This window comes from Tepidiforma sp. (genome assembly GCF_026419595.1).
In the GTDB taxonomy this organism is placed as follows: Bacteria; Chloroflexota; Dehalococcoidia; order Tepidiformales; family Tepidiformaceae; genus Tepidiforma.
Genome location: NZ_JANZZD010000017.1, coordinates 18,399 through 42,357 on the forward strand (window position 1 = coordinate 18,399; position 23,959 = coordinate 42,357).

Annotated in this window: 20 protein-coding genes; 11 read left to right on the forward strand and 9 right to left on the reverse strand. The window is 71.6% G+C overall.

Annotated elements, in window-relative coordinates:
- Window positions 1-80: 80 nt before the first annotated feature.
- Window positions 81-839, forward strand: coding sequence for a response regulator transcription factor (locus N2041_RS09855; RefSeq protein WP_297678277.1), 759 nt, complete (start codon window positions 81-83; stop codon window positions 837-839).
- Here the strand turns inward: N2041_RS09855 and N2041_RS09860 are convergent.
- Together N2041_RS09860 and N2041_RS09865 are read right to left on the reverse strand one after the other, a co-directional pair.
- Window positions 836-2,263 carry a CoA-binding protein gene (locus tag N2041_RS09860; RefSeq protein WP_297678279.1) on the reverse strand — a complete coding sequence of 476 codons (1,428 nt, stop codon included), beginning with the start codon at window positions 2,261-2,263 and terminating at the stop codon, window positions 836-838. The two genes, N2041_RS09855 and N2041_RS09860, sit on opposite strands and share 4 nt — an antisense overlap.
- A 36-nt stretch (window positions 2,264-2,299) precedes the next feature.
- Complete coding sequence (locus N2041_RS09865; protein ID WP_297678281.1) at window positions 2,300-2,998, reverse strand: acetate--CoA ligase family protein; 699 nt, start codon at window positions 2,996-2,998, stop codon at window positions 2,300-2,302.
- Between the two features lie 101 nt (window positions 2,999-3,099).
- Between N2041_RS09865 and N2041_RS09870 the strand changes: the two genes are divergently transcribed.
- Window positions 3,100-4,638: a GMC family oxidoreductase gene (locus tag N2041_RS09870; protein ID WP_297678283.1), complete on the forward strand. Its 1,539-nt coding sequence runs from the start codon at window positions 3,100-3,102 to the stop codon at window positions 4,636-4,638.
- Window positions 4,639-4,657: 19 nt separating this feature from the next.
- On the opposite strand, the gene N2041_RS09875 is transcribed toward N2041_RS09870, so the two are convergent.
- The gene (locus N2041_RS09875; RefSeq protein ID WP_297678284.1) at window positions 4,658-5,056 is read right to left on the reverse strand and encodes a hypothetical protein; all 399 of its coding nucleotides are present in this window, start codon (window positions 5,054-5,056) and stop codon (window positions 4,658-4,660) included.
- A 114-nt stretch (window positions 5,057-5,170) separates the two neighbouring features.
- The gene (locus N2041_RS09880; RefSeq protein ID WP_297678286.1) at window positions 5,171-6,367 is read right to left on the reverse strand and encodes an aminotransferase class I/II-fold pyridoxal phosphate-dependent enzyme; all 1,197 of its coding nucleotides are present in this window, start codon (window positions 6,365-6,367) and stop codon (window positions 5,171-5,173) included.
- Window positions 6,368-6,659: 292 nt separating this feature from the next.
- Between N2041_RS09880 and N2041_RS09885 the strand changes: the two genes are divergently transcribed.
- Window positions 6,660-8,198, forward strand: coding sequence for a class I SAM-dependent methyltransferase (locus tag N2041_RS09885; protein ID WP_297678288.1), 1,539 nt, complete (start codon window positions 6,660-6,662; stop codon window positions 8,196-8,198).
- A gap of 32 nt (window positions 8,199-8,230) precedes the next feature.
- Window positions 8,231-9,634, forward strand: coding sequence for an amidase (locus tag N2041_RS09890; RefSeq protein WP_297678290.1), 1,404 nt, complete (start codon window positions 8,231-8,233; stop codon window positions 9,632-9,634).
- 6 nt (window positions 9,635-9,640) lie between these two features.
- Here N2041_RS09890 and N2041_RS09895 read toward each other — a convergent pair whose 3' ends face one another.
- The 3 genes from N2041_RS09895 to gatC are packed head-to-tail and all read right to left on the reverse strand — an operon-like array spanning window position 9,641 to window position 11,991.
- Window positions 9,641-10,180 carry a restriction endonuclease gene (locus N2041_RS09895; protein WP_297678348.1) on the reverse strand — a complete coding sequence of 180 codons (540 nt, stop codon included), beginning with the start codon at window positions 10,178-10,180 and terminating at the stop codon, window positions 9,641-9,643.
- A gap of 57 nt (window positions 10,181-10,237) precedes the next feature.
- Window positions 10,238-11,707 (reverse strand): Asp-tRNA(Asn)/Glu-tRNA(Gln) amidotransferase subunit GatA, encoded by a 1,470-nt coding sequence (gene gatA / locus N2041_RS09900; RefSeq protein WP_297678292.1) that lies wholly within the window; start codon window positions 11,705-11,707, stop codon window positions 10,238-10,240.
- Window positions 11,704-11,991 carry an Asp-tRNA(Asn)/Glu-tRNA(Gln) amidotransferase subunit GatC gene (gene gatC, locus N2041_RS09905; RefSeq protein ID WP_297678294.1) on the reverse strand — a complete coding sequence of 96 codons (288 nt, stop codon included), beginning with the start codon at window positions 11,989-11,991 and terminating at the stop codon, window positions 11,704-11,706. Before gatC ends, gatA begins: the two co-directional genes overlap by 4 nt.
- A gap of 117 nt (window positions 11,992-12,108) precedes the next feature.
- Here gatC and N2041_RS09910 point away from each other — a divergent pair, with 117 nt between their 5' ends.
- Together N2041_RS09910 and N2041_RS09915 are read left to right on the forward strand one after the other, a co-directional pair.
- Window positions 12,109-15,135 (forward strand): transglycosylase domain-containing protein, encoded by a 3,027-nt coding sequence (locus tag N2041_RS09910; RefSeq protein WP_297678296.1) that lies wholly within the window; start codon window positions 12,109-12,111, stop codon window positions 15,133-15,135.
- Window positions 15,136-15,196: 61 nt separating this feature from the next.
- The gene (locus tag N2041_RS09915; protein WP_297678298.1) at window positions 15,197-16,033 is read left to right on the forward strand and encodes a sulfurtransferase; all 837 of its coding nucleotides are present in this window, start codon (window positions 15,197-15,199) and stop codon (window positions 16,031-16,033) included.
- A gap of 91 nt (window positions 16,034-16,124) precedes the next feature.
- Here the strand turns inward: N2041_RS09915 and N2041_RS09920 are convergent, their stop codons facing one another.
- Window positions 16,125-16,352 (reverse strand): hypothetical protein, encoded by a 228-nt coding sequence (locus N2041_RS09920; protein WP_297678299.1) that lies wholly within the window; start codon window positions 16,350-16,352, stop codon window positions 16,125-16,127.
- A 137-nt stretch (window positions 16,353-16,489) separates the two neighbouring features.
- The gene (locus N2041_RS09925; RefSeq protein ID WP_297678301.1) at window positions 16,490-16,681 is read right to left on the reverse strand and encodes a hypothetical protein; all 192 of its coding nucleotides are present in this window, start codon (window positions 16,679-16,681) and stop codon (window positions 16,490-16,492) included.
- 423 nt (window positions 16,682-17,104) lie between these two features.
- Between N2041_RS09925 and N2041_RS09930 the strand changes: the two genes are divergently transcribed.
- The 5 genes from N2041_RS09930 to N2041_RS09950 all read left to right on the forward strand — a co-directional run bounded on the left by N2041_RS09930 (window position 17,105) and on the right by N2041_RS09950 (window position 23,934).
- Window positions 17,105-18,634 (forward strand): hypothetical protein, encoded by a 1,530-nt coding sequence (locus N2041_RS09930; RefSeq protein ID WP_297678303.1) that lies wholly within the window; start codon window positions 17,105-17,107, stop codon window positions 18,632-18,634.
- Window positions 18,631-20,106, forward strand: a complete 1,476-nt coding sequence (gene malQ / locus N2041_RS09935) for a 4-alpha-glucanotransferase (RefSeq protein ID WP_297678305.1) — start codon at window positions 18,631-18,633, stop codon at window positions 20,104-20,106. The genes N2041_RS09930 and malQ overlap by 4 nt, the downstream gene beginning before the upstream one ends.
- Window positions 20,099-21,124 carry an LLM class flavin-dependent oxidoreductase gene (locus N2041_RS09940; protein ID WP_297678307.1) on the forward strand — a complete coding sequence of 342 codons (1,026 nt, stop codon included), beginning with the start codon at window positions 20,099-20,101 and terminating at the stop codon, window positions 21,122-21,124. The genes malQ and N2041_RS09940 overlap by 8 nt, the downstream gene beginning before the upstream one ends.
- Before the next feature lie 72 nt (window positions 21,125-21,196).
- Window positions 21,197-22,204 (forward strand): aldo/keto reductase, encoded by a 1,008-nt coding sequence (locus N2041_RS09945; protein ID WP_297678309.1) that lies wholly within the window; start codon window positions 21,197-21,199, stop codon window positions 22,202-22,204.
- A gap of 86 nt (window positions 22,205-22,290) precedes the next feature.
- Window positions 22,291-23,934 carry a thiamine pyrophosphate-binding protein gene (locus N2041_RS09950; RefSeq protein WP_297678350.1) on the forward strand — a complete coding sequence of 548 codons (1,644 nt, stop codon included), beginning with the start codon at window positions 22,291-22,293 and terminating at the stop codon, window positions 23,932-23,934.
- Window positions 23,935-23,959 lie beyond the last annotated feature (25 nt).

The window sequence follows — 23,959 nt, forward strand, 5'->3', positions numbered from 1 at the left end:
ATTCACTTGGCAGCCGCCCCGGGAGGAGTAGACTGCGCCGTACAGCGGGGTGTAGGTTCCGCCCCGCAGGAGAAACTTGCATGAGCAATAACCGCTCGCTCGGGAGGGGGAGCCCCGCCAGCGGTTCGCGGCCGATCCGCGTGCTCGTCGCCGATGACCACGCCGTGATCCGCCAGGGCCTCCGGATGCTGCTCGAATCCCGCCCCGAAATCGAAGTCGTCGCCGACTGCGAAAACGGCCGCGAGGCGCTCCTCGCCGTCGAACGCCTCCGCCCCGACGTCGTCCTCATGGATGTCGTCATGCCCGGCCTGAACGGCATCGAGGCGACCCGTCAGATCAAGCGCGCCTCCGCGACCACGAAGGTCGTCATCCTCTCCGGCTTCGTCGATGAGGAGCAGATCACCGGCGCCATCCGCGCCGGCGCCTCCGGCTACCTCGTCAAGAACTCCGACGTCTCCGAACTCATCCTCGCCATCCAGACGGTCCACCGCGGCAACCAGTACTACTCCGCGGCGCTGTCCGAAGGGTTCGATATCGCCGAGCTCCAGCTCCAGGCGCGCCGGCCCGAGCAGAAGACCTCGCTCGACAACCTCACGCCCCGCGAGCGCGAAGTCCTCCAGCTCATCGCCGAGGGCCGCACGAACCAGCAGATCGCCGATGAGCTCGTCGTCAGCGTGAAGACGGTCGAGGCCCACAAGGCCCACATCATGGAGAAGCTCAAGGCCCGCTCCCGGACCGACCTCATCCGCTACGCGCTGAAGCGCGGCATCGTCAAGCTCGAAAGCGTCGACGAAGCCGAGCGGAGCCTCTCCAACCTGGGCGGCGCGGCCGAAGGCTAGCCCGCCTGCCCCCGCGCGAACTCCAGCGCCCGGCGGTAGGCCGCCGCAGCCCGCTCGAAGCTCGCGAAGACCGGCACGCCGGCCGCGTTGAACTTCGGCTGGAGGCTCGCCACGTACTCCGCCTCGTGCGCCGGGTGGAGGATCACCACGAGCGGCTTCTCCGACCGCGCGATGTGGTTCGCCAGCGTCGCAATCGTCGCGTCCAGCGTCTCGGGCTTCGCCTTCCACTGCCGCGCGGCGAACATCGCCGAGAGCTCCATCGCCATCCCGTCCACGTTCGGGTCCGCGTCGACGATCCGCAGGATGCGGTCGAGCGTTTCCATGTTGCCCTGGATCGTTCCCGCCATATCGAGCGGGTTCTGGTAGCTGCCGCCGACGATGTTGAAGAACTCCCCGAGCGCCGCGTACGTCCCATCCGTGAAGCGCGGCACCCGCAGCCCCGCCTTCGCGAACGCATCCGTGATCGAAACCGACTGCCCGCCGGTCTGCGCGAGCAGCGCCATCCCGTCGCCCCGCGGCGTCTTCGCCCGGAGCAGCATCTTCATCGCGTCGATCGTCTCATCGAGGTTGTTCGTCGTGATGGCGCCGCACTGCCGCATCATCCCGTCCCACACCGCCTGCGGCGCGGCCAGTGAGCCCGTGTGCGACATCGTCGCCCGCGCGCCGGCTTCCGTCTGACCGCCCTTCCAGACGACGACCGGCTTCCGCCGGCAGGCCTCCTTCAGCGTCGCGAAGAACCGGCGCCCGTCCTTGACCCCCTCCACGTACATGCCGATGACCTTCGTCTCGTCGTCGAGCATCAGGTACTCGAGGTAGTCCGAGACGTCGAGCACGATGGCGTTGCCGATCGAGGCGCACTTGCTGATGTACATGCCGTTCGCGGCCGCAACGAGGCTGAACATGATGCCGTGCGTGCCGGACTGGCTCAGGAAGCCGATTTCGCCGTCGTCGGTGACCGGGGCATCGGCGTTGAACCGCACGCCGGCCTTCGGCAGGTAGAGCCCCATGCAGTTCGGCCCGACGAGGTTGAAGTTCGCCTCCCGGGCCATCTCCGTCAGCTGCGCCTGCAGCCGGATGCCCAGCTCCTCGCCCGTCTCCGCGAAGCCGGAGGTGAAGAAGCCGGCGCCGCCCGCCCCCGCCGCGATGAGGTCCTTCAGCACGTAGGGCGAGACCTGCCGAGGCACCGCCACCAGCGCGTAATCGATCGGCTCCGGCACGTCGAGCACCGACTTGAAGTTCTGCACCCCGAGCGCCTCGATGCCGGGAATCTCTTTCTCGTCGAGCTGCACCGAATAGAGCCGGCCGCCCCGCTCCGTGATCGGCAGGTTGTTGTGCAGCCACATGTAGCCGGGGCCTTTGTCGCCGATGACCGCGACGACCTTCGGATTGAACATCCGGTCGAGCCGGTGCCCGGGCACTGCCATTTCGCTACCCTCCCGGCGGACGCCCGCCGCGCTGCCTTACGCCTCGCCGACGACGATGCGCGCGTCCACGGCCAGCGCGCCGTCCGGGTAGGCGAACACGGGGTTCAGGTCGAGCTCCTTCACCTCGGGGTGCGCCTGCACGAACTCGGAGACCTTCAGGATCGTCCGCTTGAGCGCCTCGATGTCCGCCGGCGGCTGGCCGCGCACCCCCGAGAGCACCGGCCGCCCCTTGATCTCGTCGATCATCTGCTGGGCGTCCTTCTCCTCCAGCGGCACCAGCCGGAAGGAGACGTCCTTGAGCACTTCGACCATGATGCCGCCGAGGCCGAACATCAGCACCGGGCCGAACTGCGGGTCGGTCGTCATCCCGACGATCACTTCGGTGCCCTGCGGCGCCATGTGCTGCACGGCCACGCCGGTGATTCGCGCACCCGGGACGGCGCGCTGCGCATTCGCGACCACCTCATCGAACGCCGCGCCGACGGCCTCCCGGTCCCGCAGGTTCAGCTTCACGCCGCCGACGTCCGACTTGTGCGCGATATCGGGCGAGACGATCTTCAGCACGACCGGGTAGCCGACCTCGTCGGCGGCGGCCTGCGCCTCCTCCCGGGTGCGCGCGAGCAGCGTCGCCGCCACGGGGACGCCGGCCTCCTGCAGGAGCGATTTCGCTTCGACTTCGGTCAGCAGGGTGCGGCCCTCGGCGCGCGCCTGCGCGAGCACTGCTTCGAACGACATGGATGCCTCGCGGAAACGGGTGGTGTGGCGGGATTGTACGGGAACCCGCCCGTGCGTCCCACCGCCGGGGCAGGTACATTCCCGCCCCGGGAGGCTCCGCCATGAACGAACCCTGCGATGTCATCGTCGTCGGCGCCGGCTCCGCCGGGGCCGTCATCGCCGCCCGCGCCAGCGAGGACCCGCGCCGCTCCGTCCTGCTCCTCGAAGCCGGGCCCGATTACCCCGACCTCGCCCGGCTGCCGTTCGACCTCGTCAACAGCCACAACAACTCCTACACCGCGCACGACTGGGGCCTCAGCTACCAGCCGACGGCGGCAGGCCGCTCCGCGCCCTTCCCCCGCGGCCGCGTCACCGGCGGCTCCAGCGCCGTGAACACCACCATCGCGCTGCGCGGCATGCCGGAGGACTACGACGGCTGGGCCGCCGCCGGGAATCCCGAATGGGCGTGGGAGCGGGTGCTGCCGGCCTTCTGCCGCCTCGAACGCGACCTCGACTTCGGCGACCGGCCCTACCACGGCGATGCCGGCCCCATCACCATCCGCCGCTACACGTGGGACGAACTCACGCCCGTCCACCGCGCATGGCTCGAAACCGCCGACCAACTCGGCTTCCCCCGCTGCGAGGACGCCAACGACCCCGCCGGGTGGGGCGCCGGCCCGCACCCGATGAACAAAATCGGCCGGCTGCGCGTCTCGACCGCCGTCGGCTACCTCGCGCCGGCGCGCGCCCGCCCCAACCTCCGCATCCTCCCGAACACGCTCGTCCGCCGCGTCCTGTTCGAAGGCGGCCGCGCCGCCGGCGTCGAAGTGGAGCGGGACGGAGCCGTGGAGACCATCCGGGGCCGGCTCGTCGTCCTCTCCGCCGGCGCCATCCATTCGCCGGCCGTCCTCATCCGCTCCGGCATCGGCCCGGCGGAGGAGCTCGCCCGCCTCGGCATCGAGCCCGTCCGGCCCGCCCCCGTCGGCTCGCGGCTCTCCGACCACCCGGCGCTCGCCGTCGTCGCCACGGTCCGCGACCCGGCCATCCTCGACCCCGACCAGCCCATCGTGCAGACCATCCTCCGGTACACGGCGCCGGGCAGCCCCCACCGGAACGACCTGCAGGTCGAGGCGTTCTCCTTCTCACCCCGGGGCGCCGGCCCCCTGCAGGCGTTCGCCGTCGCCGCCGTCCTCGAGCAGGTGAACGGCACCGGCACGCTCCGCCTGCCCTCGGCCGACCCCCATGCCGCGCCCGTCATCGAAAACCGCTTCTGCGAAGACCCGGAGGACCGGCGCCGGCTCGCCGCCTGCTTCCGGGACGCCCTCCGGTTCGTGACCACCGGCCCGCTCGCGGCACTCGTCGACCGCGTCATCTTCCCGGACCCGGGGCGGGAGCTGACCGACGAGGCGATCGGCGCGCTCCTGCTGAAGCTCGCCGCCAGCGGCTACCATCCCTGCGCCACCGCGCCCATGGGGCCGCCGGCCGACCCGCACGCCGTCGTCGACCAGTACGGCCGCGTCTACGGCGTCGAGGGGCTCGCCGTCGCCGATGCGAGCATCATGCCGACCGTCCCGCGCGCCAACACGAACCTCACCAGCATCATGATCGGTGAGATGGTGGGCGAGTGGCTCCGCACCCGCCCGGCGCTCTACGGCCTCTGAGCCAGCCCGGCCCGGTCCGCTACTCGACCACGATGCGGCCCGTTGCCGGCCCGCACTGGTAGGGGAAGCTCAGCCCGGCCTGGTCGAAATCGCGCGTGTACTCGCCGGTCGTCTGCTCCGGCGACTTCTGCCCCGCGAGCAGGATGGCGATGGGCGTGGAGGTGTTCTCCCACTTCCAGACGACCCGCGTCCGGGCCTTGATGGTCACGTTCGCCGGCTCGCACCCCTGGTCGGTGACCTTGATCTCCTGCACCGGCCGCTCCTGCGGCGCCTCCGTCGCGTTCACGTTCGGGTTCACGTTCTCGAGCGTTACGTTCTTGTTCCCGCCGTCGCCGCCGCCGCAGGCCGCCAGCGTGATTCCCGCCGCGGCCAGCGCGGCGAGCGCCGCCGCCCGCCAAACCCCCCGGTCACCGGTCATGTGCCACCTCCTGAGCGCTGCTATCGATGGCGCCGAATCCTACCATCAGCCGCGGCTATCCCGCGGAAAGTAGTTCAGGAGGCGCTCGCTATCGCGGCTGGGCCGCGCGAAACCTCAGGCCAGCCGGTGCCGCTGGACGAACCGCCCGATCCGCTCCAGCGCCCGCTCGATCTGCTCGAAGCTGCTCGCGTAGCAGGCGCGCACGTGCCCTTCGCCGCATGCCCCGAAGGCGCTCCCCGGCACGACGGCGACCCGCTCCTCGGCCAGCAGCCGTTCGCTGAATTCGAGGCTGCTCATCCCCGTGCCGCGGATCTCCGGGAAGGCGTAGAACGCGCCGCGCGGCTCGAAGGTCGGCAGGCCGACCGCCCGGAAGCCGTCGACGATCAGGCGCCGCCGCCGGTCGTACTCCGCCACCATCTCGGCGACGAACGCTTCGCCCTCGTCCAGCGCAGCGATCGCGGCGTACTGCGAGGCCGTCGGCGCCGACATCATCACGTACTGGTGGACCTTCATGATCGCCTCGGCGATGGGCGCCGGGGCCGCCACCCATCCCAGCCGCCACCCCGTCATCGCGTACGCCTTGCTGAACCCGCCCAGCAGCACCGTCCGCTCCCGCATCCCGGGCAGCGAGGCGAAGCAGGTGTGTTCGCCGGCGTACGTCATCCGGTCGTACAGCTCGTCGCTGATCACCGCGAGGTCGTGCCGCTCGGCCACCTTCGCGACGGCTTCGAGGTCCGCGCGGTCCATCGTCGCGCCCGTCGGGTTCGCCGGGTAGCCGAGCAACAGCACCCGCGCCGAGGGCGTCATCGCCGCCTCGAGGTCCGCCGGCAGGAGCCGAAAGTCGTCCGCCGCCCGCGTCGGCACGGGCAGGAACTCCCCGCCCGCCATCACCGTCACCGGCATGTAGGCGACGTAGCTCGGGTCGGCGCAGAGGACGCCGTCGCCCGGGTCGACGAGCGCCCGCATGGCGATGTCGAGCGCCTCGCTCGAACCCGACGTGATGACGATCTCGGTCCGCGGGTCGTACCGCACGCCGTACAGCCGCTCGAGGTGCGCTGCGAGCCGTTCCCGCAGCTCGAGCAGGCCGTAGTTCGAGGTGTAATGCGTGTCCCCGCGCTCGATGCTGGCGATGGCGGCCCGCCGGAACGGCTCCGGAGTGACATAATCCGGCTCGCCGACGCCGAGCGAAATCACGTCCTCGATCGTGCTCAGGAGATCGAAAAACCGGCGGATCCCGCTCGGGGGAACGGCCTGCATCCGCCGTGAGACGTAGCGGACCGGTTCGGTGCGGGTCGACGTGTCAGCGGTCATCGGTGCTGCTCCTCGTTGCCCCCGCCAGCCATTCCTACCGGGAAAGGCCGCCCCGGGGGCGGCCTTCCTGCAGATATCCTCGACGTACGGTTCCGACCGCCACCCTTACCGGCGCGCACGCGCGGCCGCAGCAGCAGCAGCGGCGAGGAGCGCGGCGAGGGTGGTGGCGTGAACCATGCCTGCTAACTCTCACGGCTGCCGCTCATAACGTCAATACCGGGCTTTCCCCGATCGTTCCCGGCGCCTCCCCGGCTTCTGCCGCCCCCCCGCCGCGCCTACACTGGAACCCGACGTGCCCGTCATCAGCTACGACGCCATCCCCTACGAAGGCACCGCCGTCGAAGCCTCCCATCCCCGGCGCCTCGCCGCCCTCGGCCGCCTCTTCGGCATCGAGACCCCGCCAGTCGCCTCGGCCCGCATCCTCGAAATCGGTTCCGCCATCGGCGAAAACCTGAACGCCATCGCCGCCTCGCTCCCGGGAGCGGACTGTCTCGGCATCGACAACGCCCCGCGGCAGGTCGAACTCGCCCGCGAGACCGCTGCCCGCCTCGGCCTCCGCAACGTCCGCTTCGAGCCCATCGACATCGCCGAGGCCGGCCCCGCGCTCGGCCAGTTCGACTACGTCATCGCCCACGGCGTCTACTCCTGGGTCGAAGCCCCGGTCCGCGACCGCCTGCTCGGGCTCTGCGGCGAGCTCCTCGCGCCCGGCGGCATCGCCTTCGTCAGCTACAACTGCTACCCCGGCTGGCATCTCCGCCAGCCGCTGCGCGAGCTGATGGTCTTCGCCACGCGCAACCTGCAGGCGCCCCCCGGCCAGCTCGTCGGCCACGCCCGCGCCATGGCGGAGATCGTCGTCCGCACCGCGCTCGACCTCGAAGCCCGTCTCCCCGGCGGCCCGCTCTACGCCCGCGTCCTCGCCCGCGAGCTCGAATTCATCGCCGACCGTCCCGATGACTACATCGCGCACGAACACCTCGAGCCGACGAACGCGCCCGTCTACTTCGCCGAATTCGTCGCGCACGCCGCCAGCCGCGGGCTGCAGTACGTCGGCGATGCGTGGCCGCTCCGCATGGCGATGCCCGACCTCGCGGGCGACATCGCCGCCGAGTTCGAGTCGCTCGCCCCCGGGCAGGTCGAACGCGAGCAGCTGCTCGATTTCGTCCACGGCCGCACGTTCCGCGAGTCCCTCCTCTGCCGCGCCGGCACGCCCATCCAGCGCCCGCCGGCGCCCGAGCGCCTCCGGGGGCTCGCGCTCCGCCTGCTCGGCGAATTCATCGGCCCCGGCGAAGAGCGGTACGACCCGGCGCTGCCCAAGCTCGTCCATCCCGGCGGCATCCTCGCCCTGCGCGACCCGGACCTCCTCGAGGCGGTGCGCCTCCTCGATGCCCGGCGGCCGGCTGCCGTGCCGGCCGAGGAGCTGGCGGCTGCCGTCGACCCGCGCCGCTTCTGGCAGCGGACGGCACCGAAGCTGCTCCGCCTCTTCTTCCACGGCGGGCTCCAGCTCGAAGCCGAGCCCGCCCGCCCCGTGCCGGCCCCGGGGCCGCTGCCCCGCGCCTTCGCCATGGCCCGCGACCAGGCGCGACGCGACGGCACCATGCCGGTCGCCCTCACCCACGCCGTCTACGACGTCCCGCCGCTCCCGCTCGCGCTCCTCCCGTGGCTCGACGGCACCCGGACCCACGACGAGCTCGCGCGGCTCATCGTCGAGCAGCTCGCGCCGAGCGCCGAGGATGACGCCGTCCGCGCCGCGGGCGTATCCTTCGCCACCGCCCGGGTCGCGCTCGCGGGGGCGCTCCAGTGGCTCGCCCGCCGCGGCTACCTCGAAGCCTGACCCCGGGACACGCTCGACTCCCAGGTGCGCCGATGCCCGACCCCGCTGACCTGACCGTCGCCGACGCCGCCCGCGCCATCGCCCGCCGCGACCTCTCGCCGGTCGATCTCACCCGCGCCTGCCTCGCCCGCATCGAGGCGCGCAACCCCGCGCTGAACGCCTTCGTCACCGTCGTCCCCGAGCGCGCCCTCGAGGAGGCCGCCCGCGCCGAGGCCGAACTCCTCGCCGGCCAGTACCGCGGCCCGCTCCACGGCATCCCCATCGGCCTGAAAGACCTGTACGACACGGCCGGCATCGAAACCGCCGCCGGTTCTGCCGTCCTCCGCGGCCGCGTGCCCGACCGCGATGCCGCCGCCGTCGCCCGCCTCCGCGAAGCCGGCGCCGTCATCCTCGGCAAGACCAACACCCACGAATTCGCGTGGGGCACCACGACCAACAACCCGCACACCGGCCCGACCCGCAATCCGTGGGCGCCGGACCGCATCCCCGGCGGCTCGAGCGGCGGCTCCGGCGCCGCCGTCGCGGCCCGCCTCTGCCCCGCTGCCCTCGGCACCGATACCGGCGGCAGCATCCGCATCCCGGCCGCGCTCTGCGGCGTCGTCGGCCTCAAGCCGACCTTCGGCCGCGTCAGCCGGGCCGGCATCATCCCGATGTCGTGGCAGTTCGACCACGCCGGGCCCATCACCCGCACGGTCGAAGACGCCGCCATCCTCCTCGCTGCCATCGCCGGCTACGACCCGGCCGACTTCGCGACCGTGCCGGTGCCCGTGCCCGACTACCGCGCCGCCCTCGTCCCGGATATCCGCGGCCTCCGCATCGGCGTCCCGCGCGATCAGTTCTTCGGCCTGCTCGACCCTGAAGTCCTCGTCGCGGTCGAAGAAGCGCTCGAAACGCTGCGCGGCCTCGGCGCCGCCGTCGAGGACATCGATGCCGGCTTCACCCGCGAGCAGGTCATCAGCGCGTGGCGGCTGGTCAACGTCGAAGGCCGGCTCTACCACGCCCCGTGGCTCGAACAGCAGCCCGAGGCCTACAGCGAGGAGCTGCGGAACGTCCTCCTCCAGCCGCTGCCCGAGCCGCTCGACCTCTCCGCCGCCTACCTCGCCAGTTACGAGATAAAGGAGGGCGTGCGCCGCGTCCTCGAAACCGTCGACCTGCTCGCCGCGCCGACCACCATGCGGCCCGCCTCGGCCATCGGCGAAGACCCGGTCGAGGTCGAAGGCGTGCAGCTGAGCACCGGCGCGGCGTTCGCGTCGCTGACGATGCCGTTCAACCTCGCCGGCGTCCCGGCGGTGAGCATCCCCTGCGGCTTCTCGGCCGAAGGGCTGCCGATCGGCCTCCAGCTCGCCGGGCGGCCGTTCGATGAGGGCACGGTCCTCCGCGCCGCCTTCGCTTACGAATGCGCGACCGAATGGCGCCGGCGCACGCCGCCGCTCTGACCCGGCCTACCGGATGAGCCTGCCGCCGCGCGCAGCAGCGGCCACGCCCCCGGCATCGACCAGCACCAGCTTCGGCCCCTGCTGGATCCCCGCGGCCCATGCCGCGGCAGGCGCGGTCACCCGGCCCGTGGTGACCAGCACGGCGAGCGTCGCGCCCGCCGCCGTCGCCGCCCCGTAGAGATCGCGCACCGCAGCGGCGCCGACCGCTGCCTCGCCGGCGAACCGCTTGCACTGGACGGCCGCCACCTCGCGGCCCTTCTTCGCGACGAGGTCGATGCCGCCGTCGCCCGGGCGTCCCGTGCGCTCGACCCGCCAGCCGTCGCGCGCCAGCCACGCTGCCACCCGTTCTTCGAACGCTGCCGGCGGGAGGCTCCGGAGCCCCTCGAGCGTGCGCAGCGCCGCCCGCCGCCGCAGCGCCGCGGCCGCCCGGTAGGCGAGGAGCAGCATCCCCGCCGCCGCAGCGGTCCAGCCGGCCCACGCGAGCCCGGCCGGCCCGAACCACGCGGACGCAGCCCCGGCTGCAGCGAGCCCGGCCCCGAATTTCATCACCGGCCGAAACTCCCCGGCAGGCGCGCCCCCGTGAAGGCCGGCCCGCGCCCGGCCTCAGCCCCCGGCCAGCGGCGCCAGCTGGTTCTTGAACCCGCTGGCCTGCTCGTACGCGTGCGCCACCTGCAGGATGCGCCCTTCATCGAAGAAGTTCCCGATGATCTGCATGCCCACGGGCAGCCCGTCGCTGAACCCGCACGGCACGCTGATCGCCGGCAGCCCCGCCACCGAGGCCGGCAGCGTATAGATGTCGTTCAGGTACATCGCGAACGGGTCGTCGACTTTCGCCCCGATGGGGAACGCGACCGTCGGCGACGTCGGCGTCACCAGCACGTCGTACCTCGCGAACGCCTCCGCGAACTCCCGGCTGATGAGCGTCCGCACCTTCTGCGCCTTCAGGTAGTAGGCGTCGTAGTAGCCCGCGCTGAGCGCGTAGGTGCCGAGCATGATCCGCCGCTTCACCTCGTTGCCGAAGCCCTTCGCCCGCGTCTGCTCCATGTTCTCCCACATCGAGGGCGCCGAGCGGTCGCTGAAGCCGTACTTCACGCCGTCGTAGCGCGCGAGGTTCGCCGAGGCCTCGCTCGGCGCGATGATGTAGTAGACCGCCAGCGCGTGCTCCGTGCTCGGCAGCGAAACATCGCGGTCGATGACGGCGCCGAGCGACGCCAGCACGCCGAGCGCTTCCTCGATCCGCGCCGCGACGCCGGGCTCCATCCCGCTGATGAAGTACTCCTTCGGCACGCCGATCCGCATGCCGCGGATGTCGCGGCCGAGGTAATGCCGCAAGTCCGGCATCGGCTCCGGGTTCGTCGTGCTGTCGCGCGGGTCGTGCCCGCCGATGCAGTCCAGCATCGTCGCGACGTCTTCCACGTCCCGGCCGATCGGGCCTACCTGGTCGAGCGAGCTGCCGAAGGCGATGATGCCGTACCGGCTCACCCGGCCGTAGGTCGGGTCGAGGCCGACCTGCCCGCAGAGCGCCGCCGGCTGCCGGATCGAGCCGCCCGTATCGCTGCCCAGCGAAACGAGGCATTCGCCCGCCGCCACCGCGGCCGCCGACCCGCCCGAGGAGCCGCCGGGCACGAGCGCCGGGTTCCACGGGTTCCGGGTCGGGCCGTAGGCCGAGTGTTCCGTCGACGAGCCCATGGCGAACTCGTCCATGTTGCACTTGCCGATCATCACCGCGCCGGCCCGGCGTAAGTTCTCGTAGACGTGGCTGTCATACGGCGGGATGAAGTTCTCGAGCATCTTCGAGCCTGCCGTGGTCCGCACGCCTTTCGTGACGATGAGGTCCTTCACGCCGACGGGGATGCCGGTCAGCGGCGTGGCGGCGCCGGCGGCGAGCTTCGCATCCGCTTCCTTCGCCTGTTCGAGCGCCAGCTCGGCAGTGAGCGTGATGTACGCGTTGACCGTTGGCTCCACCTGCGCCACCCGCTCGAGCACCGATTCCGTCAGTTCGACGCTGGTGAATTCGCGCCGCCGGAGCCCTTCGTGCGCCTCGTGGACCGTCAGCCGCCACAGCTCGCTCATTCCAGCACCGCCCGGACCCGGAAGTAGCCGTCCTCGGCGAGCGGCGCATTCGCCAGCACCTCATCGCGCGGGAGCGACGGCTGGACCGCGTCCTCCCGCATCACGTTCGCGAGCGGCAGCGGGTGGGCCGTCGGCTCGATGCCTTCGGTATCGACGGCGGCCAGCGCCTGGAAATGGTCGAGGATGCCCGAAAGCTGCGCCCGGAACCGCTCCACCTCCGCCTCGTCGAGCGCGATGCGGGCCAGCCGGGCGATGTGCAACACGTCATCACGGGTCAGCGCCATGCGGTCAAGGATAGGGGAAGCCCGGCTTACCTGCCGCCGTGTTGCCAGCCGCGCGGGTCTGTTACCCTCGGGTGCGATGCCGCGCATCCGCCCCGGGCGCACAGGGGGTGCCCGTCCATGACCAGCATGGTCGTCCGCCGCCGGCTCCGCGAACGCCGCCGCGACGGCGGGAGCCGCGCGCGTCCGCTGCTCATCGCGCTGCTCGCGCTCGTCGGCCTCGGCGCCGTCTCCGCGGCTGCCGCCCTCGGCGCGCTCTTTACGATCTACAAATCCTACGCGAAGGACTACGTCCCGATCGAGCAGAAGCTGCTCGAAGTCTCGTCCGTGCCGACGGAGATCTACGACCGCGGCGGCCCGGAGAACGGCGTCCTCCTCGCCACGCTGTCGAACCCGAACGCCCAGCTCCTCAACCCCGTGACGCTCGACCAGATCTCCCCGTGGATGATCGAGGCGACGGTTTCCACCGAAGACAACTCCTTCTGGACCCACCCCGGCATCAACCTCCGCGGCCTCGTCCGCGCCGCCTACGAGAACTACGTCCTCAACGACTTCGGCGCCGGCACCGGCGGCTCATCCATCACCCAGCAGCTCATCAAGAACGTCTACATCTGCCCATCGATCTCCGAAGACGGGGACAACCGGAACGCCTGCGTCACCGCCGAGCGGACGCTCGACCGGAAGCTCCGCGAGATCGCCTACGCCATCGAGCTCGAGCGCGACTACTCGAAGGAGCAGATCCTCACCTGGTATCTCAACCAGATCAGCTACGCCGACCGGTACATCGGCGTCGAAGCCGCGGCCCAGGGCTACTTCCGCAAGCCCGCCAAAGAGCTGACGCTCGCCGAAGCCGCCCTCCTCGCCGGCATCCCCCAGGCCCCGACGACGTACCACCCCCGCCTCAACTGCGTGAAGGACGATCGCGGCGACTGCATCCTCGATGAGCTCGGGCGCGGCATCGTCGGCGGCGAGGCGAAGGCCCGCCAGGAAGACGTCCTCGACCTGATGGTGCGCCACGGCCGCATCACCCCCGAGCAGGCCGCCGCCGCCAAAGCCGAAGAGGTCCGCGTTTACCTCGGCTCCAACCCCCAGCGCGCCGAGGCCTTCGTCGACAACCAGGTCGAGCCCCGGCTCGTCCGCATGTGCGAAGCCGGCATCCTGCCGAAAATCCCCTCCGCCCCCGATTGCAAGTCCAGCGTCCACATGGCCGGCTACAAAGTCGTCTCCACGCTCGACTGGGAGCTGACGGCGAAGGCGATGGAGATGGCGCGCGGCTTCATCGCCGCCGGCCTCGAGGCGGGCTGCGAGTGCTACAACGCCGCCATCGTCACCATCGAGCCCTCCACCGGCCAGGTCATCGTCTACGCGCCCAATCGCGACCCCTCGTACCGCTCTGACCGCCGCGTGGCCGGTGAAATCGACCAGCTGAACGAAATCAACCAGCCGGGCTCGTCGTTCAAGCCGGCCGTCTACCTCACCTGGTTCGATGTCCTCAACAAGGCGCCCATGAGCATCTTCTGGGACACCAGCCCGCTCACCGTCGAAGGGACCGCCATCGAAAACCCGCGCCGCGACGCCGAGAAGACGGAAGGCCTCATCTCCGCCCGCGCCGGCCTCGGCGGCTCCCAGAACGTCCCGGCCTTCCGCGCCGCGCAGGAAGCCGGCGTCGACAACGTCATCAAAATGGCGAAGGCGCTCGGCATCACGACCCTCGAGCAGCGCTTCGACCCCACCTTCCGCTCCCACCCCGACGTGACCTACGGCGCCTCGATCGCGACCGGCGGCGCGAACATCCGCGCCATCGACATGGCCTACATGGACGCCACCATCGCCAACATGGGCAAGATGGTCGGCGTCCCCACCCTCGCCCGCTACGTCAAAGTCTCCGACCTGAAGAGCACGGCGCTCGATACCGGCGCCAACTACGAGCTCGCGCTCGAGCAGAAGCTGCTCTTCGAAAAGGGCTACATCCGGATCGAAGGCACCCGCGAACTCGACCCCGTCGTCATCCTCGAAGTCCGCGACAAGGACGGCAACGTCATCTTCCGCCAGGGCGAACCCGAAACCCGCCAGGTCGTCGATGCCGGCTCCGTCTGGCTCCTCCACACCATCATGTCCGATTGCACCGCCCGCTTCATCATCTGGGGCTGCGGGGGCAGCAACAACGACCTCGGGCTCGACTTCTACGCCAACGGCCAGCGCATCCCCTCCGGCGTGAAGACCGGCACCCAGCAGGGGCCGGCCTCCGCCGCCGACACCCTCGAGACGTGGATGACCGGCTACAGCCGCCACGCCGCCACCGCCGTCTGGGTCGGCAACGCCACCAACGAACTCGTCAACGACCGCCAGTTCGCGGCCGCGAACACCACCGTCCGGCTCTGGAAGAACTGGATGGGCTACTACCACGAGGCGCTCGCCGCCCGCGGTGTCCCCGATATCGGCAAAGGCTTCTCCGACCTCCAGCCGCGCAACGTCGCCCAGCGCGACTTCCAGACCCCCGCGACCGACCGGAACCTCGGCCCCGATTTCAAGTACTGCGACCAGGTCGTCACTGCCTGGGTCCGCACCGACGTCACCTACGAATCGGAGTGCGAGGAGAAGGAGATCGACAGCCGGAACGGCCTGCTCGCGACCGACCAGACGCCGGCCGAGTTCCGCAAGATGCAGAAGTTCGTCAAGCTCCCGGCGTTCAAGCCCGAGCTCGCAGAGGAGCTCGCCCAGAAGCGGAACATCCCGATCGCGCCGAAGGAGAAGAGCACCGGCCTCGCCGCCATCGCCATCAACAACATCACCACCGGCCGCACCATCTCCGGCGACACCGAGGTCATCGGCACCGTCAACCCGCCGAACTTGAAGAACTGGAAGCTCGAGCTCGGCAAGGGCTCGACCCCGACGGAGTGGAAGACCATCGGCGAAGGGACCGCGAAAGTCGAGAACGGCCTCCTCGGCACCATCCGGCTGAACGGCCTCGAGGACGGCGTCTACACCCTCCGGCTTTCCACGAACGACGGCAAAGGCCTCTCGCTGCAGGTGTACATCAACATCCGCCGCGGCGGGCCGCCCTTCCCCGGCGCCACGCCGACACCCTTCGGCGGCATCCCCAACAACGTCCTCACGCCCACGCCGAGCCCGACGCCCCCGCCCTGACCCTGACCCCGGGCTGCCCGGGGGCGTACACTCCCCGCCGAACCCTCCCGGGAGGCCGCCCATGGGCTACGCGCGCCCCGAACTCCTCGCCGAACCCGACTGGCTCGAGCAGCACCTCGACGACCCCGGCGTCCGCATCATCGACTGCGCCGTCCTCGAGGCGTACCGCCGCGCCCACATCCCCGGCGCCGTCCACCTCCCCGTCCACTACTACATCAAAGAAGCCGGCCCGCCCGGCGCCGACCACGGCACCTTCGTCATGCCGCCCGCCGAGTTCGAAGCGCTCATGGGCCGGCTCGGCGTTTCGAACGACACCCTCGTCGTCACCTACGACGACAACAACGCCCTCGTCGCCGCCCGGCTCTGGTGGGTGCTCACCTACTACGGCCACACGAACGTGAAGGTGCTGAACGGCGGCTGGCACCGCTGGCTCACCGAGGGGCGGCCCATCACCTTCCACGCCACGCGGCCGAAGCCCGCCTCCTTCACCGCCCGCCCCAACCCGGACCTCATCGCCGACGCCGAGTACCTGAAGGCCCGCATCGGCGACCCCGGCTGCCAAATCCTCGATGCGCGCACCGACGGCGAATGGGACGGCACCAACGACCGCGGCAACCGCCGCGTCGGCCGCGTCCCCGGCGCGAAGCACCTCGAATGGGTCCGCTTCGTCGAGACGGCCGACACCCGCCGCTTCCTCCCGGCCGAGGAGATCGAGCGGCTGCTGGCCGAGGCCGGCTTCACCCGCGACCGCGCCACCATCACCTACTGCCAGGGCGGCATCCGCGCCGCCCACGCCGCCTTCGCGATGACCCTCGTCGGCTACGACCATATCCGCGTCTACGATGGCTCGATGCGCGACTGGGCGAACCGCGACGATACCCCGCTAACCCTGGAATAGAGCGCCCCGGTTCGCGCTTCCCGGCGGAAAACGAACGGGCCCGGCTCGCCTGAGCCGGGCCCGCAGGGTTCTTCCGTATGGAAGCTGCTGGCTACTCGGAGGCCGGGGCGACCGGTTCCTTCTCGATGGGCTCGCGCTCCCAGCGGATGAGCGCCTCGACCGTGAAGCCGAGGTCCGCCTTCTCGCAGAGCGACGAGCAGTACGTCATCTTCATCCCGCTCGGCGACTTCCGCCAGTCGTAGCGGAGGCCGCACCGCGCGCACACCCGGATGTTGTTCAGGTTCATCCCGGTGGGGCCGGGGCCGATGGGCGTTTCCATGGTGGTGCCTCCTTTGCCGGCTTAGCCGCCTCGCGGTCGGCGTCCGTGCACTTCCAGCGTAGAGGCCGCCAGTCCGTTTCGTAAAGCGACGCACTTCCGCGCCGCTTACGAACCGCTGACCGGCGCCTGCCGCCGGCTCAAGCGGCGAGCAGGGCCCGCCACTCGCCCCGGACGATTTCGACCTCGCGCAGCAGCGTCTCGATGGTGAAGCCGAGGTCCGCCTTCTCGCAGAGACTTCCGCAGTAGGTCATCTTCAGGTAGGCGCTCGGCGAACGGCGCCAGTCGTACGGCGCTCCGCAATGCTGGCAGATGCGCATGTGCCCCTGCATCGGTGCGGCCTCCCCGGGTGGGCGGCGGTCCATCGCGCCGCCGGTGATACATCGATATTCGGCAGCGTGCCCCCGTCCGTTCACTCCATGAAAACCCGAATCCGCGGGGGCGGAACCGCGGCCATTTCGCGCCCGCGGGCCGCCGCCACCAGCCTGTCACCCGGCGCCACCGAACCCGCAACGCCGCCCGCGGGGTTTCCCGGATGCAGACCGCCGAAAATGTCGGTGGGAATGTACGCCTCGCCCGAACCGCTGCCGTTTCGCCGGCCACGGCCGCTGCCGCACCGCCTCGCGCCGCGCACCGGCGTCGTGCCCCGCGAGCGCGTCGTCGTCGCCGGCGAACAGCCGGTCCGCCCGGCACCCGCTCCTGTCCGTTCACCGCGCCTCCGGTATCGTTAGCAGCAAACCCGCGCCGGAGGTCCCATGCTCCCGGCTCCGCTCCAGACCGCGGTCCGCGCCCGGCTCGAGGCGATGGCTGCCGCCGATATCGTCGGGCGCACCTGGGCCCGCGACCACACCGTCTGGCAGCCCGAACCCGCCGAGTGCGCCGACCGCCTCGGCTGGCTCACGGTCCATCAGCAGATGTTCGCCCGCCTCCCGGCGATCGCGGCGCTGCGCGACCGGCTCCGGGCCGAGGGCTGCGATACCCTCCTCCTCCTCGGCATGGGCGGCTCCAGCCTCGCGCCGGAGGTCATGACCTCCTCCTTCGGCCCGGCCGAGGGGGCGCTCCGCTTCGAGCTGCTCGATTCCACCGACCCGCGCCAGGTCGCCGCGCTCCTCGCTCGCCTCGACCTCGCCCGGACGGCGGTGGCTGTCTCCAGCAAGTCCGGCACGACGATCGAGACCCGCAGCCAGTTCGCCCTCTTCCGCGACCGCATCCCCGACCCGGCCCGCTTCATCGTCATCACCGACCCGGGCACCCCGCTCGAGGCCGAGGCTCACCGCCTTGGCATCTCCCACCTCTTCCTCAACCCGCCGGATATCGGCGGCCGCTTCTCCGCGCTCTCGCTGTTCGGCCTCGTGCCGGCCATCCTCTGCGGCGCCGACGTGCCGGGGATGTTCGGCCGTCTCGGGCCCATGGTGCAGGCCTGCCAGGAGCGCCGCGACCTCGAAGCGAACCCCGGCGCCTGGCTCGGCGCCGCCATCGCCGAGGCCGCCCTTGCCGGCCGCGACAAGCTGACCCTCTTCCTCCCCCACGCCGTCGAAACGCTCGGCCACTGGATCGAACAGCTCGTCGCCGAGTCGACCGGCAAGCGCGGCCGGGGCATCCTGCCGGTCGAAGCCGAGCGGATCGGCCCGCCCGCCGTCTACGGCGAGGACCGCCTCTTCGTCGCCTACGGTCCGCTCGACGGCCTCGACGAACTGGAAGCGGCCGGCCACCCGGTCATCCGCCTGCCCGCCATCGGCCCGCTCGACCTCGGCGCCGAATTTTTCCGCTGGGAGTTCGCCACCGCCGTCGCCGGGCACATCCTCGGCATCAACCCGTTCGACCAGCCGAACGTCGAGGAATCGAAGCGGAACGCCCGCCGCGTGCTCGAAGGCGGCGCGCCCGAGCCGGACACCGCGTCCCCCGCAGAAGTCCTCAGGTCGGTTCGGCCCGGCGACTACCTCGCCATCCTCGCCTACCTCCCCCGCGACCGGGCGACAGCCGACCGCCTCGAACGTGCCCGCCATGCCTTCCGCGACCGCCTGCGCGTCGCCACCACCGTCGGTTTCGGGCCGCGCTACCTCCACTCCACCGGCCAGCTGCACAAGGGCGGCCCGGATACCGGCGTCTTCCTCGTCGTCGAAGAGCCGCCGGACGTCGACGTGCCCGTTCCCGGCGAATCGTTCACCTTCGGGCAGCTCGAGGCCGCGCAGGCCCGGGGCGATATCGCCGCCCTCCTCGAGCACGGCCGCCGCGTGGCGCGGCTCTCGCTCGCCGAGCTCGACGCGCTGGCCGCCGCGCGATGATGGGCCGCCGCCTCGGAGGCATCCTCCTCCATCCCACCTCGCTGCCGCACCCAGGCACCCTCGGCGAGCCGGCGCTGCGCTTCCTCGACCTGCTCGGCGATGCCGGCGTGGGCGCGTGGCAGATGCTCCCGGTCTGCCCGCCCGGCCCCTACGATTCGCCCTACGCCGGCCGCTCCGCCTTCGCCGGCGACGACCGGCTCATCGACCTCGACTGGCTCGCCCGGCGCGGCTGGCTCACCCCCGCCGAGGCGGCCATTCCGCAAGCCGGCGCCCCGAACCGCGCCGACTTCGCCGCCGCGCGCGCGGCGCGGGGCCCCGCCCTCCGCCGCGCCTTCGAGCGGTTCATGGCCGCCGGCGGCCGCGAAAAGCTGGACGCCTTCGGCGCCGGCCGGCCGTGGCTCGAGGACTACGCCCTCTTCGAAGCGCTGCGCGAGCTGACCGGCCAGCCGTGGTGGGAATGGCCCGCCGAGTTCCGGGAGTACCCGCCCCGCCAGCCGCTCCCCGGCACCGCCCTCGCCGACGAGGCCGACTTCCACCGCTTCCTCCAGTACGTCTTCGATGCCCAGTGGCAGGAGCTGCGCGCCGCCGCGGGTGCCCGGGGCATCCTCCTCATCGGCGACATGCCGATCTTCGTCGACCGCGACAGCGCCGACCACTGGTCCCGCCGCCGCCTCTTCCTGCTCGACGAGCGCGGCGAACCGGCGTTCGTCGCCGGCGTCCCGCCCGACGCCTTCAGCGACACCGGCCAGCGCTGGGGCAATCCGCTCTACGACTGGGAGGCGATGCGGGCCGACGGCTACGCGTGGTGGGTCGCCCGCTTCGAGCGCGCGCTCGAACTCTTCGATGCGGTGCGGGTCGACCACTTCCGCGGCTTCGTCGCCGCCTGGCACATCCCGGCCGATGAGCCGACTGCCGTCAACGGCGCCTGGGTGCCCGGCCCTGGCCGCGCCCTCTTCGATGCGCTCGAAGCCCGGCTCGGCCGCCTGCCGATCATCGTCGAGGACCTCGGCATCATCACCGACGACGTCCGCGCCCTCCGCGACGAACTCGGCTACCCCGGCATGGCCGTCCTCCAGTTCGCCTTCGGGGGCGATCCCCACAACCCCTACCTCCCCCGCAACCACCGCGCCAACCAGGTGGTCTACACCGGCACCCACGACAACGACACCACCCTCGGCTGGTGGCAGCACCTGCCCGAATGGGAACGCGACAACGTGCGCCGCGAACTCGGCACCGACGGCTCCGCTATCGTCGACGACATGATCCGTGCGGCGATGCACTCCGTCGCAGAGACCGCCGTGATCCCGATGCAGGACGTTCTGGCGCTCGGCAGCGAACACCGGATGAATCACCCGGGCCGGGCCGAGGGCAACTGGACGTGGCGGTTCGCATGGGAACAGGTCGACCCGGGGCGGCTGGCGTGGCTTGCCGCCCTCGCCCGCGAATCGGGGCGGAGCCTCGCCGGTGGCTGACCTCGCGCTCTCCGTGCTCGACCAGTCGCCGGTGCGCCGCGGCGGCAGCCCGGCGGAGGCCATCCGCGAGACGCTCGAACTCGCCCGGCTCTGCGACTGGCTCGGCTACCGCCGCTACTGGCTCGCCGAGCACCACGGCGCCGGCTCGCTCGCCTCGGCCGCGCCGGAAGTGCTCATCGCCCGCGTCGCGTCGCTCACCAGCGGTATTCGCGTCGGCTCCGGCGGCGTCATGCTGCCGCACTACGCGCCGCTCAAGGTCGCAGAGCAGTTCCGCATGCTCGAGGCCCTGTTCCCCGGGCGGGTCGACCTCGGCATCGGGCGCGCCCCGGGGAGCGACACCCGCACCGCCCGCGCGCTCGGCGGCGGCGCCATCACCGGCCTCGAGGCGTACCCGCAGCAGCTTGCCGATCTCGAAGGCTTCCTCGCCGGCGAGCTCCCGGCCGGCCACCCGTACCGGGGCGTCATCGCCCAGCCCGCCGGGCCGACGATGCCGGAACTCTGGCTCCTCGGCTCTTCTGGAGTGAGCGCCGCGCTGGCGGCCGAGCGCGGCTGGGCGTTCTGCTTCGCCCACTTCATCACCGAAGAAGGCGCGGCCGAGACGCTCCGCCGGTATTCCGCCGGATTTCGCCCGTCGCGCTGGCTCGAACGGCCGCGGCCGGCGCTCGCCGTCGCCGTCACCTGCGCCGAGACCGACGAGGAGGCCGAGTACCTTTCGTGGAGCCGCTGGGGCGCCCGCATCATCTCCCGCGCGCGGCCGGGCGAGCCGCCCGGCATTCCCGCGCCGCGGGAGGCGATGGCGTTCGACTACACGGAGGCCGAGCTCGACTACCTGGCCTACCTGCGCCGGTCGTCCATCTACGGCAGCCCCGGCACGGTCGGCGAACGGCTCCGGCAGCTCGCCGACGAAACCGGCGCCGAAGAGCTCGTCGTCGTGACCATCACCTACGACTTCGCGGCGCGGAAGCGGAGCTACGAGCTGCTCGCGCAGGAGTTCGGCCTCGCGCCGCGGCACGGCTGACCCGGCTGCAGACCGGCCGCCGGTGGCGTACGCTCCCCACACCGCAGTCCCCACCCGCTGGAGGTCGCACCCATGGACTACCGCCCGCTCGGGCGCACCGGCATCCGCGTCAGCCCGCTCTGCCTCGGCGCGATGATGTTCGGCGGCAAGACGAGCCCCGCCGATTCGGCCGCCATCATCGACCGCGCCCTCGATGCCGGCATCAACTTCATCGATACCGCCAACGTGTACAACCAGGGCCGCAGCGAAGAAGCTGTCGGCGAAGCCCTCAAGCGGAACGGCCGCCGCGCCGACGTCATCCTCGCCACTAAGGTCCACGGCCGGATGGGCGACGGCCCGAACGCGATGGGCAACACCCGCCGCCACATCATCGAGCAGTGCGAGGCCAGCCTCCGCCGGCTGAAAACCGACTGGATCGACCTCTATCAGATCCACCGGCCCCAGCCCGACGTCCCCATCGACGAAACCCTCCGCGCGCTGGACGACCTCGTCCGCTCGGGGAAGGTCCGCTACATCGGGACGAGCACCTTCGCCGCGTGGCAGCTCGTCGAAAGCCTCTGGGTCTCGAAGGAGTACGGCCTCGAGCGGTTCGTCTGCGAGCAGCCGCCCTACAACCTCCTCGACCGCCGCATCGAGCGCGAACTGCTGCCCGCGGCGCGGGCCTACGGCTTCGGCATCATCCCGTGGAGCCCGCTCGCCGGCGGGCTGCTCACCGGCAAGTACTCCCGCAATGCCCCGCCTCCGGAGGACAGCCGCTACGCCAACCTCGATGCGAACCCGATGTACCGCCGCCGGATGAACGACGCCATCTGGGACGTAATCGAACCGCTCGAGCAGCTCGCCCGGGAGAAGGGCACCACGCTCTCCCGCTTCGCGCTCGCGTGGTGCATGCACCAGCCCGGCGTCACCAGCCCGATCATCGGCCCGCGCACCATGGAGCAGCTCGAAGACAACCTCGGCGCGTTCGAGGTGACCATCACCGACGACGACCGCCGCGCCATCGACCGCATCATCCGGCCCGGCACCCACGTCTCGCCCTACTACGAGGCCGAATGGCAGGCCGGCCAGTACCGCTGGTAGGCCGGGCGCTCATCCGCGTTTGACACCCCTCCCGGGGCGCCGGTAGCGTCCCGGCCACACCCTTCCCGGAGGCACCCGTGCAGGAGATGACCGGCGGCGAAGCCGTCTACCATGCCCTCCGCGCGCTCGGGGTCGAGCACGTGTTCGGCATCGTCAGCGTCCACAACATCCCGATCTACGACGCCATCCACCGGCTCGGCGGCATCACGCCGGTCGCCGTCCGGCACGAACAGGGCGCCCTCCACGCGGCCGACGGCTACGCGCGCGCCACGGGCCGCCTCGGCGTCGCCATCGCCAGCACCGGCCCCGGCACGACGAACGCCATGACCGGCCTCTACGAAGCGCAGTTCGCCTCCAGCCGCGTCCTCCTCATCACCGGGCAGGTCGAGTCGCTCTTCTACGGCAAAGGGAAGGGCTTCCTCCACGAGGCGGAAGCGCAGCTCCCCATGCTCCGCACCGTCACCCGCCGCGCCGAATCCGTCCGCCGCACGGAAGACATCGCCGAGACCATCGTGAGCGTCGCCCGCGACATCTCCACCGGCCGGCCCGCTCCGGGCGCCGTCGAAATCCCGATCGACCTCCAGTACGCGCGCGCCGAGGTCGACGTGCCCCACGTCGAAGGCTGGCCCCGCATCCGGCCGCAGCGCGACGCGCTCAGCCGCGCGGCCGACGTGCTGAAGAGCGCCCGCCGCATCCTCATCTGGGCGGGCGGCGGCGTCCTCGCTGCCGGCGCCGAGGCCGAACTCCAGCAGCTCGCCGAAGCGCTCGGCGCGCCCGTCGTCACCTCCGCCAACGGCCGCGGCGCCATCCCCGAGGACCACCCGCTCGCGCTCGGCCCGCTCTCCGCGCACCCCGGCCTGCAGGAAGTCTTCGAGACCGCCGAAGCCGTCCTCGCCGTCGGCACCCGCTTCCAGGCCGGCCCGACCCGCAACTGGACGCTCCGGTTCGGCGGCCGGCTGATCCACGTCGACGCCGACCCCGCGGTCATCGGGCGCAGCTACCAGCCGGACGTCCCGGTCGTCGGCGATGCCCGGCTCGCCCTCGCCGCGCTCCTCCGCGACCTCGATGGGCACCGCGCCGACCCCGACTACGCGGCCCGCGCGGCCGAGCTCCGCGACGCCGCCCGCGAGCAGGTCCGGCGCGAAATCGGCCCCGACTACGAGGCCATCATGGACGCCATCCGCGACCTCGCGCCGCGCGACGCGCTCATCGTCCGGGATGCGACGGTGCCGGCCTACCTCTGGGGCAACCGGCTCCTCCCCATCCTCGCGCCGCGGACGTCGCTCTACCCCACCTCGGCAGCGATCGGGCCGGCGCTCCCGCTCGCCATCGGGGCGGCCATCGGTGCCGGCCGGCCGGCCGTCGTCATCCAGGGCGACGGCGGCTTCATGCTCAACATCGGCGAGCTCGCCACTGCCGCCCAGTACGCCGCGCCCGTCATCGTCTGCGTCTTCAACGACCGGGGGTACGGCGTCCTGCGGAGCATCGAAGGCCGCACCTTCGAAGGCCGCCAGTTCGGCGTCGACCTCGCGACGCCCGATTTCGTCCGCGTCGCCGAGGGGATGGGCATCCCCGCCGAGGCCGTCGACTCGGCGGCCGGCTTCCGGGCGGCGTTCCAGCGGGCGCTCCAGCGGGGCGGCCCGGCGCTGCTCGATATCGACATGTCCCGCCTCGTGCCGATGGGCGGCCTCGGCACGCCGCCGCCCCGGCCAAAGCCTGCCGCCGGCTGACGCCGGGCCGAAACGCCGCGTGGCC